Source organism: Methylibium rhizosphaerae (genome assembly GCF_006386545.1).
Taxonomy (GTDB): Bacteria; Pseudomonadota; Gammaproteobacteria; order Burkholderiales; family Burkholderiaceae_C; genus Pseudorivibacter; species Pseudorivibacter rhizosphaerae.
The window spans coordinates 35,931-51,311 of record NZ_SWAR01000018.1 but is presented as its reverse complement, the minus strand read 5'-3'; the positions used below and the strand labels follow the sequence as shown (position 1 = coordinate 51,311).

Below are 15,381 nucleotides of genomic sequence, written 5' to 3'. Positions count from 1 at the left end.
TGGTGCCAGCAGGCACACTGCGCACGGTTCTTGCGAACGCAAGACGGCAACAACATCGGGGTCCCAACGTGAAAGTCCACTCGCCTCTCAAACGCCGGCTGCTGGCCGGCCTTGCCGCCACGCTGCTGGTCGCCGGCGCGCCCGCCGCCCGGGCCCAGGACACCAACCTCAAGTTCCAGCTCGACTGGCGCTTCGAGGGGCCCAGCGCCTTCTTCCTGTGGCCCGCCGCCAAGGGCTACTTCAAGGCCGAGAAGCTCAACGTCAGCATCGACGCCGGCAGCGGCTCGGGCAACGCGGTCAACCGGGTCGCCTCGGGCACCTACGACATGGGCTTCGCCGACCTGGCGGCGCTGATGGAGTTCCATGCCAACAACCCCACCGCCCCCAACAAGCCGGTGGCGGTGATGATGGTCTACAACAACACACCGGCGGCGGTGCTGGCGCTCAGGAAGAGCGGCATCAAGGCGCCGGCCGACCTGGCAGGCAAGAAGCTGGGCGCGCCGGTGTTCGACGCCGGCCGCCGCGCCTTCCCGATCTTCCAGACGGCCAACAACATCGGGGCGGTGAACTGGATCAGCATGGACCCGCCGCTGCGCGAGACCATGCTCGCCAAGGGCGACGTCGATGCCATCACCGGCTTCACCTTCACCTCGCTGCTGAACCTGGAAGCCCGCGGCGTCGACCTGAAGGACGTGGTGGTGCTGCCCTATCCGCAGTTCGGCGTGAAGCTCTACGGCAACGTGATCATCGCCTCGGAGGACTTCCTCCAGAAGAATCCGGAGAGCGTGAAGGCCTTCCTGCGTGCCTTCACCAAGGGGGCCAGGGAGGTGATCGCCGACCCGAAAGCCGCCATCGCGGTGGTGAAGGAGCGTGACGGCATCATCAACGCCGCACTCGAGGAGCGGCGCCTGAAGCTGGCCATCGAAACGGTCATCGCCACCGCCGACGCCAGGGCCGAAGGCTTCGGCGAGGTCAAGGCACCGCGCCTGGCGCTCATGGCCAGCCAGGTGGCCGACGCGTTCAACACGAAAGGCCGCATCAACCCGGAGGCGGTGTTCAACGCCGGCTTCCTGCCGTCGGCCGCCGAGCGCAACATCTTCGCGGCGGCGAAGAAGTGAGCGGCGCGACCTTCGTCGACTTCCGCGACGTCTGGCTCGCCTACAACGACGAGCTGCTGGCCGCCAACCAGTTCGCCGTCGAAGACATCAACCTGCAGGTCCGCGAGGGCGAGTTCATCGCCATCGTGGGCCCGTCGGGTTGCGGCAAGTCCACCTTCATGAAGCTGGCCACCGGCCTCAGGAGGCCGTCGAAGGGCAGCATCATCATCGGCGGCCAGCCGGTCACCGGCCCGCTCAAGATCAGCGGCATGGCCTTCCAGGCGCCGTCGCTGCTGCCCTGGCGCACCACCGTCCAGAACGTGCTGCTGCCGCTCGAGATCGTGGAGCCCTACCGCTCCAGCTTCAGGGCCAGGCGCGCCGAGTACGAGGCACGCGCCCGCAGCCTGCTGCAGGGCGTGGGGCTGGCGGGCTATGAAGACAAGTACCCGTGGCAGCTGTCGGGCGGCATGCAGCAGCGCGCCAGCATCTGCCGGGCGCTGGTGCACGAGCCGAAGATGCTGCTGCTCGACGAGCCCTTCGGCGCGCTCGACGCCTTCACCCGCGAGGAGCTGTGGAACACGCTGCGCGACCTGTGGACCGCGCGGCGCTTCAACGTGATCCTGGTCACCCACGACCTGCGCGAGGCCACCTACCTGGCCGATACGGTGTACGTGATGAGCAGGAGCCCCGGGAGGTTCGTCGCGCGCCGCGAGATCGACCTGCCGCGCCCGCGCGACCTGGAGATCACCTACACGCCCCGGTTCACCGACATCGTCCACGAGCTGCGCGGGCACATCGGCGCGATGCGCCGCGCCGGCGCGGAGGTGGCGCAATGAAGCCGCGGCGAATCGAGCAGCTCGCACCCTGGGCGCTGCTGCTGGCCACCCTGGTGCTGTGGCAGGCCGTGTGCAGCGCCTTCAAGGTGAGCGAGTTCATCTTCCCGAGCCCGCTGCAGATCGCGGACAACCTGATCGAGTTCCGCGCCGAGATCGCCAAGCACGCCTGGCAGACCTTCTGGACGACGATGGTCGGCTTTGCGCTGTCCATCGTGGTGGGCGTGCTGCTGGGCTTCCTGATCGGGTCGTCGCGCCTCGCCTATGCGGCGGTGTACCCGCTCATGACCGCCTTCAACGCGCTGCCCAAGGCCGCCTTCGTGCCCATCCTCGTGGTGTGGTTCGGCATCGGCGCGGGGCCGGCAGTGCTCACCGCCTTCCTGATCTCGTTCTTTCCGATCACGGTGAACATCGCCACCGGGCTGGCGACGCTGGAGCCGGAGCTGGAAGACGTGCTGCGGGTGCTGGGCGCGCGCCGCTGGGACGTGCTCATGAAGGTGGGCCTGCCGCGGTCGCTGCCCTACTTCTTCGGCTCGCTGAAAGTGGCCATCACGCTCGCCTTCGTGGGCACCACCGTGTCTGAGATGAACGCGTCGAACGAAGGCATCGGCTACCTGCTGGTCTCCGCCGGCTCGGCGATGCGCATGCCGCTGGCGTTCGCCGGGCTGGTGGTGATCGGCGTCATGGCCATGGCGATGTACGAGTTCTTCTCGGTGCTCGAGAAGAAGACCACGGGCTGGGCGCATCGCGGGTCGCAGGCGGCGTAGGGGTTTGCGCGGTGTAGGTATTCGTTCCACGCACGCAACCCACATCCGTTCGCCCTGAGGTATCGAAGGGCCTCAGCAGTCGTTGCAGGGCTTCGATACCTCAGCCCGAACGGAGAGTGGCTGTGCGCCATGGCATCTCACTCGCGAACAACAACCATCCGTTCGCCCTGAGGTATCGAAGGGCCGCAGCCCCGATGCATTCACCGCAAGGCGCGGTGAAGGTGTTCAGCGACTTTGCGCACGCCACCCCAAGCATCCTGGCCGTCCCGCCCCCCCCTGCGTGCGATCCGCCCGCGGCGCCGTCAGCCCGCAGTAGTAGACTGCGCGGCTTTTCATCAGGACGTCATCTACCGGCATGGTGCGGGAACCCCATCGCACGAGTCTTACCGGTTCGCCCTTCGTCCGCCTGCTGGCTCAGCTCACCGAAGCTGACGCTTCCCTCTCGAAACACGTTTTCTCGGAGCGGCTGAGCCAGTGGTTCCACTGGACGAACGCGATCCCGCTGGCTGCGGCGCTGAGCGACGCGGCGGATGTGCCGCCGGTGCAGCGGGCCGCCGCCGCGCTCGATGCCGAGGCAGCACGGGCGCGCCAGGGACTCGAGCGCTCGATCGCCGAGGACTTCGCGCGCGCGCCCACCGCGCGGGCCGCCGTGCGTGCGCCCCAGCCGCCGGCCGCCGACGCCAAGGCCGACCTGCTGCTGTGGCGCCGGCGCTATGCCGCGAAACAGCAGGCCATGGAGGCGGGCATCCATGCGCTGCGCGGGCGCCTGCGGGAGGCCTTGTGCGGCCGCTCGCCGGACGCAGCCCGGCTGGCCGCGGTGGACGAGGTGATGCAGCAGGTGCTGGGCGAACAGGAGCGCCTGCTGCTGTCCATCGTGCCGAAGTGGCTGGAGCAGCGCTTCGAGCGTGCGGCCGCCGCCTCGCCTGCCGCCGATGACGGCGTGGACGCCTTGCGCGACGACATGCGGCGGGTGCTGCTCGCCGAACTCGACTTCCGATGGCAACCGATCGACGGGCTGCTCGCCGCCCTGCGGTCGCTGCCGCCCCCTTCGCCATGAACAGATCCCTCTATTTCGCCGCCTTTCTTGCCGGACTGGCCTGCCTGAGCTGGGTGGGTGCTGGCTACCTGCCGTCACACCCCTGGGCGCTGGCCATGACGGCGCTCATCGCCGCCGCCTACCTGGCCGGGGCCTTCGAACTGCAGCGCCTGCGCCGCAGCGGCGCCACGCTGGCGCAGGCGCTGGCTCAGCTGAACGAAGCACCCGCCGCGCTGGACCGCTGGCTCGACTCCGTCGACCCGTCGCTGCGGCAGGCGGTGCGCCGGCGCATCGAGGGCGAACGCGTCGCGCTGCCGGGCCCGGCCCTCACCCCCTATCTGGCCGGCCTGCTGGTGCTGCTGGGCATGCTCGGCACCTTCCTGGGCATGGTGTCCACGCTCAAGGGCACGGCGCTCGCACTCGACGGCGCCACCAGCGTGGAAGCCATGCGCACGGTGCTGTCGGCGCCGGTGAAGGGGCTGGGCTTCGCCTTCGGCACCTCGGTGGCCGGCGTGGCCGCCTCGGCGATGCTGGGCCTGATGTCGGCCCTGAGCCGGCGTGAAAGGCTGCAGACGACCCAGCGGCTGGACGCCAAGGTCGCCACCGTGCTGTTCCCCTACTCCCGCGCCCACCAGCGTGACGAGTCCTTCCGTTTGCTGCAGCGGCAGGCCGAGACGATGCCGGCGCTGGTGGACGCGCTGCAGGCCATGATGGCCACGCTGGAGCGCCAGGGCCAGGAACAGGCCGCACGCCTGGCCAGCGGCCAGGAAGACTTCCACCGCCGCACCGAGTCTGCCTACACGGCCCTCGCCGCATCGGTCGAACGCAGCCTGAAGGACAGCCTCGCCGAGACCGCCCGGGCGGCCGGCGCCGCGATCCCGCCGATGGTCGAAGCCGCGATGGCCGGCATCGCGCGCCAGACGAGCGCGCTGCATGAAGACGTCTCGCACACGGTGGCACGGCAGCTCGACGGGCTGTCCGAGCGCTTCGAGACGGGCGCCGCAGCCTTGGTCCAGGGCTGGCAGACCGCGCTGGCCGGCCAGCAGCAGGGCAGCGATGCGCTGCAGGCGCAGCTGCGCGAGACGCTGACGCGCTTTGCCGAGACCTTCGAGCAGCGCTCGGCTGCCTGGCTCGAAGCGGTAGGCACCGCGCAGGCGGCCGCCCAGCGCGAAGCGGCCGAACGCGAACAGCAGCGCCTGGCGCAATGGGCCTCGTCGCTGCAGGCGATGGCCGCCTCGCTGCAGCACGAATGGCAGCAGGCCGGCGCGCACACGCTGAGCCAGCAGCAGCAGATCTGCCGCACGCTCGAGGACACGGCGCGCGACATGAGCGCGCAGGCCCAGGCGCATGCACGCGACACCATCGCCGAAATCGCCCGGCTGGTGCAGACGGCCTCCGAAGCGCCGCGCGCCGCGGCCGAAGTGATCGGCGAGCTGCGCCAGCACCTGTCCGAATCGATGCAGCGCGACAACGCGCTGCTCGAAGAGCGCAATCGCCTGCTGAACACGCTCGACACGCTGCTGGGCACCCTGAACCATGCTGCCACCGAGCAGCGGGCGGCCATCGACGCGCTGGTGGCCTCGTCGGCCGCGCAGCTCGAAGGCGCGGGTGCTCGCCTGGCCGGCACGCTCGAAGCCAGCGCCGACAAGGTGGCCGCCAGCGCGGCGCAGGTGAACGCCGGCGCTGCCGAGGTGGCGAGCCTGGGCGAGGCCTTCGGCTTCGCGGTGCGGCTGTTCAGCGAGTCGAGCGACAAGCTGACGGCGCAGCTCGGCGGCATCGAAGGCGCACTCGGCCAGACGCTGGCCCGCAGCGACGAACAGCTGGCCTACTACGTGGCGCAGGCGCGCGAGCTCATCGAGCTGAGCATCGTGTCGCAGAAGCAGATCATCGACGACCTGCAGCGGGTCTCGCTGCAGCACGCGCCGGCCATCGCGGAGGCCTGACGTGGACGACCTGGACACCGGCGTCGAGCCGGCGGCACCGGTGTGGGCCGTGTTCGGCGACCTGATGGCCGGGCTGCTGGGCGCTTTCGTGCTGATCCTGGCCTGCGCGCTGGCGGCCCAGTTCGAACTCGCCGACAAGCTGCACGCCGAAGTGGCGCGACGCGAGGCCGAGGCATTGCGCCGTGAAGCGCTGGAGAAGGCACTGGCGGGCCCGCTGGCAGCCGGGCGGGTGACGCTGGTCGACGGCCGCATCGGGATCAGCGGCAGCGTGCTGTTCGCCTTCAACTCGGCGCAGCTGCAACCCGAAGGCCGCCAGGTCCTGCAGAGCCTCGCCGCGCCGCTGGCCGCCTACCTGAAGGCGCGCGACGAGATCCTGATGGTGAGCGGCTTCACCGACGACCGGCCGATGCGCGGCGGCAGCCGCGAATTCGCCGACAACTGGGAGCTGTCGGCGCAGCGTGCGCTCACCGTGACCCGGGTGCTCATCGAGGAAGGCCTGCCGCCGTCATCGGTGTTCGCCGCGGCCTTCGGCTCGCAGCAGCCGGTGGCCTCGAACGACGATGCCGAGGGCCGGGCCCGCAACCGCCGCGTCGAGATCGCGCCCACGCAGAGGCGGCAGCCTGGGGGCGTATCGGTGAAGTCCCATGACTGACAGGCGCGCCCCGCAAGCCTCACCGGCGGACCCGGTGCGCCTGCATTTCATCGAGGCCCTGGCCAGGCGCGCCGCGCAGCAGGAAGGCGCGGCGAGAGCCCTCATCGAGGCTCGCCTCGCCGAGCTGAGGGCTGAGACGCCCCCCGTGGGCGACACCGGCGTGCCGCACCGCGACGCCGCCCCACCGGCACCGGCCCGGCGCACGCCGCTGGCCGCGCTGCTGGAAGAACTCTGCGCCCATGCGACGCCGTCCTCGACCGCCCCGGCAGCTCGCACCGCCGACATGGAGCTACCGCCGCTGCGGCACTTCAAGGCCACCCGCGACCGCCTGGTGAGCCAGCAGCGGCTGGCGGACCTGCAGGCCAGGGCGCCGCGCAACGCCGGCCCGCTGAACTCGCAGCGCCTGGTGCACCGGGCGCTTTCGCTGATGCAGGACGTGTCGCCCGAGTACCTGCACCGCTTCGTGTCCTATGTGGACACGCTGCTGTGGCTCGACCAGGCCACCGACGGCGGCGTGCTGCCGGAAGCGGGCGGCAAGCGGTCCTAGGCTCAATACCTTTCACCGCGGAGGCGCGGTGAATGAGTTGGGGTTCCAGCTACGGCACATCCGCCACGACCACCCGGTTGCGCCCAAGCCGCTTGGCCTGCAGCGCGCAGCGGTCGGCCGCGTTGAGCAGGGCCTCCGGCGACGCGGCCACCACCGCCGTGTCGGCCACCCCTGCCGAAAACGTGGCCGAGGCCAGGCGGCCGCTCGGGAAGTCGAAGCTCGCGCCCCGCCACTCCTTCAGCAGGCCTTCGACCTTGCGCCGCGCCGCCACCGCGCTCGTGCGCGGCAGCAGCAGGCAGAACTCCTCGCCGCCGTAGCGGCAGGCCACGTCGCTCTTGCGCATGCGCCGGTGCAGCAGCTCGCCGAACGCCCGCAGCACGACGTCGCCGGCCTGGTGGCCGTATTCGTCGTTCACCGCCTTGAAGTGGTCCAGGTCAATGATGACCATGGCCAGCGGCTGCCCGTCGCGCTGCGCGAGCGCCAGCATCGACGGCAGCACGTCGTTCAGGTGCCGGCGGTTGAAGAGGCCGGTGAGCGCGTCGCGCACCGCGCGCTGCTGCAGCTCGGCCTGCAGCGCCTCCACCTCGCGCACCTTCTGCTGCAGCTGCAGGTTGATCGCCTCCAGCTCGGCCTTGGCCCGTTCGGTGGCGCGCTGCCTGGCGTCGATCTCGTCGCGCTCGTGCTGCAGGCGCAGCAGCTCGGTCTGCAGCGAGGCGGCCTGGTAGCGCGCCTGCGATGCGAGCCGCGCGCGCTCGGTGTGCAGCTGCTGCCAGGTGTGCATGTGCCGCAAGGCCTCGGGCGTGTGACCCAGGGCCTCATGCAGGTCGGCCAGCCGCTGGAAGTACAGGCATTGCGCACGCAGGCTCAGGCCCTCGGTCTGCAGCGGCCGGGCCGCCTCCAGGCATTCGACCGCCCGCTGCGGGTCGCCCTGTCGCGCCAGCAGTTCGGCTTCGCCCACCACCAGCTCCACCCGCGCATCGGGCAGCCGCTCGTGCGGCAGCGCCTCGCGCGCACGCTGCAGCAGCTCCCGGCCCAGCGCCAGCTCGCCGGCGCGCAGGGCGGCGATCGCCATGGTCTCGTAGGCAGGCCCGCTCGGGCCGCGGCGCTCGGCTTCGCCGGGCAGCGCCAGCACGGCTTCGATGTCGGCCAGCGCCTCGCCGGCGCGTTCGAGGTCGGTGAGGCACACCACGCGGTTGGTGCGCAGCACGCTGGCCAGCCGGGCGTTGTGCAGCCGGTCGCTGCGGGCGATGCCTTCCTTGAGGTAGCTCAGCGCCTCGTAGTAGTCACCCAGCTGGTAGAGCTCATGGGCGAGGTTGCAGTACAGCACCACGTCGAAGCCGTGGTCGCGCACCGCGCTCGACTCGCGCAGCGCCTCGTACATGTAGGCAAACGCCTGGGCCGACTGCGCCATCGCCGAATAGCACCCGGCGATGCCGTTGAGGAACATCGCCCGTTCCTCGTGCCGCAGCACCGCCAGCGCCTCGGCGCGCAGCGGCAGCAGCTCGTCGAGCGATTCGCGGAACCGGCCTTCCATCCATTCGCAACGGGCCACGCCCACGGTGGCGAGGATCTCTCCGCGCCGGTCGCTCAGGCGGGCGAAGCACTGCTGCGCGCGGCGCAGCTCGGCGGCCCCTTCGCGCGGCGACACGTAGCGCATGCGGTGGAAGCCGCGCGTCAGCAGGGCCCAGGCCTCGGCCGGGCGGTCGCCACCGGGCTCGGCCCGCGCCAGCGCCTGTTCGGCCAGCCTGATCGAGCTGGCCGAATCGACGTACTGGATGCGCCAGCCCTTGCGGGCCTGGCGCAGGGCAGCCGATTCCCTCTCGCGCGGCGGCTTCATGGCGCGCATGGTGAAGGGGCCGCGCCGCGGGGTCAACGAGGTGCGGCCCTACACTGGCGCCCTTTGTCTTTCCCTCGCACTCCATGGGCTGGCCCGGCCGATTGAACCTGCACTACCGCCGCGAAGGCGATCGCACCGTCGCCCACGACCGCCACGACGGCCCCTTGCGCGTGCTGCAGGCGCTGTACCCCGAAGGGCCGGGCATCTGCCACCACGTGCTGGTGCACCCGCCCGGCGGCATCGTCGGCGGCGACCGGCTCGACATCGAGCTGCGGCTCGAGGCGAACAGCCATGCGCTCGTCACCACGCCGGGCGCCACCCGCTTCTACCGCAGCGCCGGCGAAGAGGCGCGGCAGGCGCTGGCAGCCCATGTGGCAGCCGGTGCGCGGCTCGAATGGCTGCCGATGGAAACCATCGCCTACGACCGCACGCGTGCGGTGAACCACCTCGACTTCACCCTCGACGCCGGCGCCGAGATGCTGGGCTGGGACCTGCTCGCCCTCGGCCTGCCGGCCGCGGGCGAGCCGTTCGCCCAAGGCCGCTTCGAGCAGCAGCTGCGCCTTCCGGGCCGCTGGCTCGAACGCGGCGTGCTCGACTTCGACGACCCGAAACACGCGGCCCACACGCGCAGGCTGCTCGCCTCGCCGCTCGGCTGGGCCGGCCATGGAGTGCTGGCCACCCTATGGTGGGCGAGCGGCGACGCGATGGGCACCGCCCGCATCGACACGCTGCTGCAGGCCGCGCGCGAGGCGCTGCAGGGCAGCGAGCTGCACGCAGGCATCACCTCGCCCAACCCGCACGTGGTGGTGCTGCGCGCGCTGGCGCACCGCACCGAGGCGCCCTTCGCCGCACTGCAGCGGGTGCGCGCCGCATGGCGCCAGGCGATGTGGGGACTGGCGGCCGAGCCGCCGCGGGTGTGGCGCACCTGAGCGCCCGCTGCAAGCCCCTACCCCCACCTGCGTGGGTTCCCCCTAAGCCATCGGCTGTCAAACCGGAAGCGGCTGCCTAGACTGGCCTGAGCCATGAGTACCCATTCACGCGGTACCGGCCCATCAGGGAGTCAACCGTCATGCACCTTTCGCTCCGCCGGCGCGTCGTCGCCGTCACCCTGCTGTCTGCCTGCCTTGCCTTTGCACTGCTCACGCTCACACCGCCCGCCGGCGCCGTGGAGCTGCGATTCGATCCCTCGCATGCCAAGGCGCCTCCGCAGGTGGCCTCGGCCAGCATCGAGCTGTTGCCCAGGCCCACCGCCGCCGGCAATGCCGTCGTGCGCATGCAGTTCGCCGACAAGCGCCGCAACACGGCGCTGGTGATCCAGGGCGGCCTCGGCCCCACGCCACTGCGCGATGACGGCGCCGCGCCAGACACCCGCGCCGCAGACGGCGTCTATGCCGCCGTCGTGCAGGTCGATGCCGCGCAGGTCAACCGCATTCAGCAGCAACGCATCGAGCGCCTGTCGAAATACCGCGCGCTGCCGGTGTTCGGGCCGCAGCGCGAGCTGCTGCGCCATGAGCCGCCGGCGCCATCGCGGTTCACTGCGCTGGAGGCCGGGAGGGCGAGCCCGCTCGACAAGATCTCCGGCATCCCCTTCGTGGTGGACCCGGCCCGCGAGCTGCTGATCACCAGCACGCTGGTGGTCGAGGATCCGTTGCGCACCTACGACGCCTGCAGCGGCAATGGCACGCAGATGGGCGCCTGGACCTTCGGCAAGCTGATGACCGAAATGGCCAACGAGCCGGTCACCGGCATCCACCCGGCCGACTTTGCCGAATGGTGGGTCAACCAGTGGCAGAACGACCTCAGCATCAACGGCTTCACCGTGCCCAACCGTGCCATCGGCCTGCCGCGCCTGCTCGACAACTGGCCGCGCCTGGGCAATGGCAAGCTCGACCTCGCCCGTGCGCCCTTCCGCCTGCTGGCCATCGTGAACCGGCAGGACCTGCGCGGCAACACGCTGTACGGCTCCGGCGACGCCGGCGAGGCGCGCCTCGTGTTCGGTGCGCTCAATTGCAAGCTCGCCGGCCCGCCCTTCATTCCGCAGGCCATGCCTTTCACGGTGATCTTCGAATACGGCATCCGCCGCAACGGCTGCTTCGCAGTGCGCGACTGGGCAAGGCAGTGGCGCGCGCTCGGCAGCCTCGCGCTGGGCTCACCCGCCTACAACACGGCGCTGCAAGCCCTCACCGACCAGTTCACGCTGCGCGATGCCGACCCGTCGAAGCTGCCGAACCGCAGCGCCATCAACCAGGTCCGCACCAACGAGTTCGCGCTGGGCAACACATTCTTCGAGACTTTCTGGCAGCTGCGTGAATCGAAGCTGCAGCTCAACAAGGGGCCGTTCGCCGGCCGGCTGATGCACGACACCGTCGCGCAGACACCGGATCGCTCGCTGCAGAATTCGCCGGCTGTGGGCGACTTCGTCAACCAGCATGAGTCCGCCATCCTGGCCGGCAAGCACGAGGTGCCGCTCACCTACCCGGGCACGGCGCCGTTCCGGGGCGGCCATATCGACCCGGGCGCGGGCTTCATCTGGTCGCCTCCCGGCGTCACCAACCCCGAAGCGCGGCACATGTTCTCGCTGGCCACCTGCAGCGGATGCCATACCGGAAGCACCGATACCGGATTCCTGCACATCAAGCCTCGCATGCTCGGGGCCGAAGCCAAGCTATCGGACTTCCTCACCGGCAACAACATGCCGAAGAACATCGACGGCGTGCAGCGCACCTTCCATGACCTGCTCGACCGGCAAGCCAGGCTGGAGGCCACCGCCGGCATGAGCTGCCTGAAGCCGATCGACTTCCCGATCGAGGAGATCTTCCTCGAGCCGCTCAAGCCGGCGTTCGCGCACTGAGCGGCGCCGTGCGGACCGTGCTGCCCAGCCACCGCTGTGCAAATGCGTCCGCCGGCAACGGCGCGCCGAACAGGAAGCCCTGCAGCACGTCGCAGCCCTGCTCCGCCAGGAATGCACGCTGCTGCTCGGTCTCCACGCCTTCGGCCACGACCGACAGGCCCAGCCCCTTGCCCATGCGGATGGCGGCGATCACGAGCGCACGGTCGTCGGGGTCGGAGGCCACGTCGCGCACGAAGCCGCGGTCGATCTTGATCGCATCGAACGGAAAGCGCTTCAGGTAGGACAGCGACGAGTAGCCGGTGCCGAAGTCGTCCATCGCCAGGCGCACGCCCAGGCCGCTCAGCGCGGCCAGCATGTCGTGCACCTCGGGCTGGTTGCGGATCAGCAGGCCTTCGGTCACCTCGACCTGCAGCCCGCCCGGCGCAAACCGGTGGACGGCCAGGCATTCACGCACGCTGCGCAGCAGCCGGTCGCCGCGGAACTGGCGCGGCGACACGTTGACCGCCATATGCAGCCCGCTCCAGCCGGCGTCGTGCCAGGCGCGCAGCTGCTCGCAGGCGGTGCGCAGCACCCAGTCGCCGATGTCGACGATGAGGCCGGTGTGTTCGGCCACCGAGATGAAGTGGTCCGGCAGCACGTAGCCATGTTCGGCGCTGCGCCAGCGCAGCAGCGCCTCGGCGCCCACCACCTGGCCGCCGGCGGCCGCCACCAGCGGCTGGTACACCAGCTCGAATTCGTCGCGCGAGGCGGCGCTGCGCAGGCTGTGCTCGATGGCCAGGCGCTGCACCGAGCTGTCGTGCACCTGCTGGTTGAAGTAGCGGAAGGTGTTGCGGCCGGAATCCTTGGCGTCGTACATCGCAAGGTCGGCGTTGCGCAGCAGCAGGCTGCCTTCGTCGCCGTCGTCCGGGTAGACGGCCAGCCCCAGGCTGGGCGAGACCACGACCTCGTTCTCGCCCACCGAAAACGGCGGCGCGAAGGCCCGCAGGATCTTCTCGGCGATGACCTCCGCGTCCTCGGGCGCCGTGAGCCCGCCCAGGATCACCAGGAACTCGTCGCCGCCGTGGCGCGCCACGGTGTCCCCGGCCCGCACCGCATGGCGCAGGCGGGCCGCGGCCTGCACCAGCAGCGCATCGCCGGCCGGGTGGCCGAGGGTGTCGTTGACCTTCTTGAAGTCGTCGAGGTCCAGGAAGATCAGCACCACGTGGTGCCCGCCGCGCTGTGCCGCCAGCATGGCCTGCGACAGCCGGTCCATGGCCAGCATGCGGTTGGGCAGGTCGGTGAGGCTGTCGTATTGCGCCTGGTGCGCCAGCCGCTGTTCCGCACGGCGCCGCTCGTCGATCTCGCGCAGCAGCTGCTCGTTGGCCGAGTGCAGCTCCTGCGTACGTTGCGCCACCCGGGCGTCGAGCTCGTCGTGCGCGGCGCGCAGCGCCTTTTCGCGCGCGGCCACCTTGGCCTGCATGGTGTTGAAGGCCAGGCCAAGGTCGGCCAGCTCGTCGTTGCCGCTCACCGGCACGGGCTGTTCGCCCTGCCCTTCGGCCACTCGCGCGGCGGCGTCGCGCAGGCGCGAGATGCGGCCCGACACCGAACGCGCCAGCAGCCCGGTCCACAAGGCGAGCGCCACCAGGCCGAAGGCCGACATGGCCAGGAACAGCACCAGCTGCCGACCCTGCTGGCCGCGCGCCTGCGCCAGGGCCGCCGCCGCCTGCGACTCGGTGCCTTCGGCCAGCTGCTTGAGCGTGTGCGAGACGGCCTTGAATCGTTCAGCCGACTCGAAGGTGGCCAGCCGCTGCGCGGCGGCCAGGTCCATCGCCTTGACATGGCGGCGCAGCCCTTCCAGTTCGGCCTGGTAGCGGCGCCAGCGTTCGTCGAGCACTGCCGCCGCAGCGGGTTGCTGCTCCCGGAGTTCGCCGGTGAACTCGCTCAGCTCGCGGTCGAAGGCCCGGCGCTCGGCCTCCAGCAGTTCGAGCTGGTTGGCCACCGCGAACAGGTCGGTCAGGCGCGGCAGTTCGACCTCGAGCACGCGGATGCGGCTGATCTGCGACTGCAGTCGGTTGATGCGGGCCAGCGGCCGCACCTGCGCGGTCAGCGCCTCTTCCTGCTGGAGCGCCGCTTCGCGCACCACGCGGTGCCCCACCAGCAGCAGCGCGACCACCAGCAGGCCCGCCCCTGCGAAGCTGAGCGCGAGCCGGGTGCGCAGGGTGAGGCGATGCGGTTTCATGGCGGCCGGCGGGTCAACGGGCCGCATCGAGCGCGGTGGGGTACAGCTTACTGAAGGCCCGCCAGTGGGCGATCTGGGCGTCGCGCCCGTAGCGTTCGGTGATGGCCTCCCACTGGCGTGCCGTCCGGGCCATGGCCTGCTCCGGCGAGAGCTCGCCGCGGGCGGCCAGCCAGATGTTGCGGCTGAGCGCCCCGAGGTATTCGCTGTCGCCGGGCAGGCCCGTGCCGGATGGCGCCGCATGGGCCAGCTCGGCCTCCAGCACGTCGAGCGTGTGCGGCTGGTACATCGCGCGCACCCTGTCGTCGCGCAGGCTGTTGTAGCGGTAGGGGTCGGCAATGCCGTTGGCGGCCACCGAGCGCGAAGCGTTGTCCGGGTCGGTGAGCCACATCGCGTACAGGAAGCCGAGCAGCTTGTTGGGCGCGCCGGCGGGCACCACGAGGTTGTTGCCGTACATGAACTGCGTGCGCCGCACCAGGCGCCCGCCGACCTGATGCCCCGGCATCGGTGCCGCGACGAACTTGCCCCTGACGGCCGAATCCTCCCGGTTCGAGATCTTGGCGGTCGCGGTGGTGAGCACGGTGGCGTAGGCCTTGCCGCGAATGAAGTACGGCAGCGTGTAGCTGTAGTCGCGGCCGTCCTCGAGCGCCTGCGGCGGCGAGTGGCGCACAGTGGCCAGGTAGCTGCGCGTGGCGGCCACGCCGGCCTTCGAATCGATGAGCGGGCGCATGCGGTCGTCGAACAGCCACTGGTTCGGCGCCGCCGCCGACAGGTAGCGCGGCAGCCAGTACATCCACCCGGTGACCTTCTCGCGGGGTTCGGCAGCGCCGTAGAAGCCTTCGGCCGGTCGGCTGAAGTATTCGACCTGCCGCTCGTATTCGGCCCAGGTGCGCGGCACCGCCAGCTCGCGCCCGTAGCGCTGCCGGTAGTTCGCCCGGTGCACCGGGTCCTCGAGCAGGTCGCGGCGCACGAACAGCAGTGCGATGTCCATGTCGGCCGGCACGGCCACCACGCGGTCGCCGAACCAGGCCTGGTGGCGCACCAGCATGTAGCCGCTTTGCGGGTCGTCGGGCAGCGTGAAGCCGAAGCGTTCGAGCAGCGGCGTGAGGTCTTCGATCAGCTGGCCGTGCACGAGGTCGGGGTACTCGTGGTTGCGGGCGATGGTGAGGTCGATGTCGCTAGCCTGGCGGATGAATTCCAGCGAGTCGAGCTGCGGCATCGCGCTCGCGTCGACCAGGATGCCGGTACGCCTTTCCCAGTCCTTCTGCAGCTCGGAATCGCGGCCGAGCAGGGAGACCATGTTGCCCTGCTTGGCCCGCAGCTTCAGCACCGTGCCGGCCCGCACCTCGCCGCCTTCGACCAGGCGGCGCACCGCGGCCACCGCGCGCTCGGCCTGATCGCCGGCATGGGCGCCCGCGGCGCAAAGCGCCCACAGGGCCGCAGCCAAGGCCGCGGCCGGGAGAACCTGCTTGGGTGGCATGTCGATGCGTCTGCTCCTGCTGCGGGCGCGCTTCGCACGCGCCCGGCGTCCTGCCCACCCGGCAAGATAGCCCGCCCGCAACACCGGACCGGGCGCCCACCTGTGGCGTATTTCTCGGTTTGC

General features: G+C 70.7%; 12 protein-coding genes. 9 read left to right on the top strand and 3 right to left on the bottom strand.

Features of this window, described 5'->3' with window-relative positions:
• Positions 1 to 68: 68 nt before the first annotated feature.
• From E8D38_RS14295 to E8D38_RS14265, 7 genes are all read left to right on the top strand, one after another.
• On the top strand, positions 69 to 1,118 hold the full coding sequence (locus E8D38_RS14295) for an ABC transporter substrate-binding protein (RefSeq protein ID WP_425462776.1): 1,050 nt from the start codon (positions 69 to 71) through the stop codon (positions 1,116 to 1,118).
• Positions 1,115 to 1,933 carry an ABC transporter ATP-binding protein gene (locus E8D38_RS14290; RefSeq protein WP_140631729.1) on the top strand — a complete coding sequence of 273 codons (819 nt, stop codon included), beginning with the start codon at positions 1,115 to 1,117 and terminating at the stop codon, positions 1,931 to 1,933. Before E8D38_RS14295 ends, E8D38_RS14290 begins: the two co-directional genes overlap by 4 nt.
• Complete coding sequence (locus E8D38_RS14285) at positions 1,930 to 2,697, top strand: ABC transporter permease (protein ID WP_140631724.1); 768 nt, start codon at positions 1,930 to 1,932, stop codon at positions 2,695 to 2,697. The genes E8D38_RS14290 and E8D38_RS14285 overlap by 4 nt, the downstream gene beginning before the upstream one ends.
• A gap of 355 nt (positions 2,698 to 3,052) precedes the next feature.
• Positions 3,053 to 3,754, top strand: coding sequence for a DUF3348 family protein (locus tag E8D38_RS14280; RefSeq protein WP_140631719.1), 702 nt, complete (start codon positions 3,053 to 3,055; stop codon positions 3,752 to 3,754).
• On the top strand, positions 3,751 to 5,676 hold the full coding sequence (locus E8D38_RS14275; RefSeq protein WP_140631713.1) for a DUF802 domain-containing protein: 1,926 nt from the start codon (positions 3,751 to 3,753) through the stop codon (positions 5,674 to 5,676). The genes E8D38_RS14280 and E8D38_RS14275 overlap by 4 nt, the downstream gene beginning before the upstream one ends.
• Before the next feature lies 1 nt (position 5,677).
• Complete coding sequence (locus tag E8D38_RS14270) at positions 5,678 to 6,328, top strand: OmpA family protein (RefSeq protein ID WP_140631708.1); 651 nt, start codon at positions 5,678 to 5,680, stop codon at positions 6,326 to 6,328.
• Positions 6,321 to 6,875, top strand: coding sequence for a DUF2894 domain-containing protein (locus E8D38_RS14265; RefSeq protein ID WP_140631705.1), 555 nt, complete (start codon positions 6,321 to 6,323; stop codon positions 6,873 to 6,875). Before E8D38_RS14270 ends, E8D38_RS14265 begins: the two co-directional genes overlap by 8 nt.
• 49 nt (positions 6,876 to 6,924) lie before the next feature.
• On the opposite strand, the gene E8D38_RS14260 is transcribed toward E8D38_RS14265, so the two are convergent.
• Positions 6,925 to 8,712, bottom strand: coding sequence for a GGDEF domain-containing protein (locus E8D38_RS14260; RefSeq protein WP_246099490.1), 1,788 nt, complete (start codon positions 8,710 to 8,712; stop codon positions 6,925 to 6,927).
• 83 nt (positions 8,713 to 8,795) lie between these two features.
• Here E8D38_RS14260 and E8D38_RS14255 point away from each other — a divergent pair, with 83 nt between their 5' ends.
• Both E8D38_RS14255 and E8D38_RS14250 read left to right on the top strand, forming a co-directional pair.
• Positions 8,796 to 9,641, top strand: a complete 846-nt coding sequence (locus tag E8D38_RS14255) for an urease accessory protein UreD (RefSeq protein ID WP_140631699.1) — start codon at positions 8,796 to 8,798, stop codon at positions 9,639 to 9,641.
• A 140-nt stretch (positions 9,642 to 9,781) separates the two neighbouring features.
• Positions 9,782 to 11,563, top strand: a complete 1,782-nt coding sequence (locus E8D38_RS14250; RefSeq protein ID WP_140631695.1) for a choice-of-anchor X domain-containing protein — start codon at positions 9,782 to 9,784, stop codon at positions 11,561 to 11,563.
• Here the strand turns inward: E8D38_RS14250 and E8D38_RS14245 are convergent.
• Both E8D38_RS14245 and E8D38_RS28315 read right to left on the bottom strand, forming a co-directional pair.
• Positions 11,541 to 13,781, bottom strand: coding sequence for a putative bifunctional diguanylate cyclase/phosphodiesterase (locus E8D38_RS14245; RefSeq protein ID WP_181179147.1), 2,241 nt, complete (start codon positions 13,779 to 13,781; stop codon positions 11,541 to 11,543). The two genes, E8D38_RS14250 and E8D38_RS14245, sit on opposite strands and share 23 nt — an antisense overlap.
• A 13-nt stretch (positions 13,782 to 13,794) precedes the next feature.
• Entirely contained in the window at positions 13,795 to 15,258 is a 1,464-nt protein-coding gene (locus E8D38_RS28315; protein WP_181179146.1) for an extracellular solute-binding protein, read from the bottom strand.
• Positions 15,259 to 15,381 lie beyond the last annotated feature (123 nt).

Excerpts from the sequence above, each read along its gene's own strand:
- E8D38_RS14275 (WP_140631713.1), top strand. The coding sequence starts at position 3,751 with ATGAACAGATCCCTCTATTTCGCCGCCTTTCTTGCCGGACTGGCCTGC.
- E8D38_RS14255 (WP_140631699.1), top strand. The coding sequence starts at position 8,796 with ATGGGCTGGCCCGGCCGATTGAACCTGCACTACCGCCGCGAAGGCGAT.
- E8D38_RS14265 (WP_140631705.1), top strand. The coding sequence starts at position 6,321 with ATGACTGACAGGCGCGCCCCGCAAGCCTCACCGGCGGACCCGGTGCGC.
- E8D38_RS14260 (WP_246099490.1), bottom strand. The coding sequence starts at position 8,712 with ATGAAGCCGCCGCGCGAGAGGGAATCGGCTGCCCTGCGCCAGGCCCGC.
- E8D38_RS14250 (WP_140631695.1), top strand. The coding sequence starts at position 9,782 with ATGCACCTTTCGCTCCGCCGGCGCGTCGTCGCCGTCACCCTGCTGTCT.
- E8D38_RS14280 (WP_140631719.1), top strand. The coding sequence starts at position 3,053 with ATGGTGCGGGAACCCCATCGCACGAGTCTTACCGGTTCGCCCTTCGTC.
- E8D38_RS28315 (WP_181179146.1), bottom strand. The coding sequence starts at position 15,258 with ATGCCACCCAAGCAGGTTCTCCCGGCCGCGGCCTTGGCTGCGGCCCTG.
- E8D38_RS14285 (WP_140631724.1), top strand. The coding sequence starts at position 1,930 with ATGAAGCCGCGGCGAATCGAGCAGCTCGCACCCTGGGCGCTGCTGCTG.
- E8D38_RS14245 (WP_181179147.1), bottom strand. The coding sequence starts at position 13,781 with ATGAAACCGCATCGCCTCACCCTGCGCACCCGGCTCGCGCTCAGCTTC.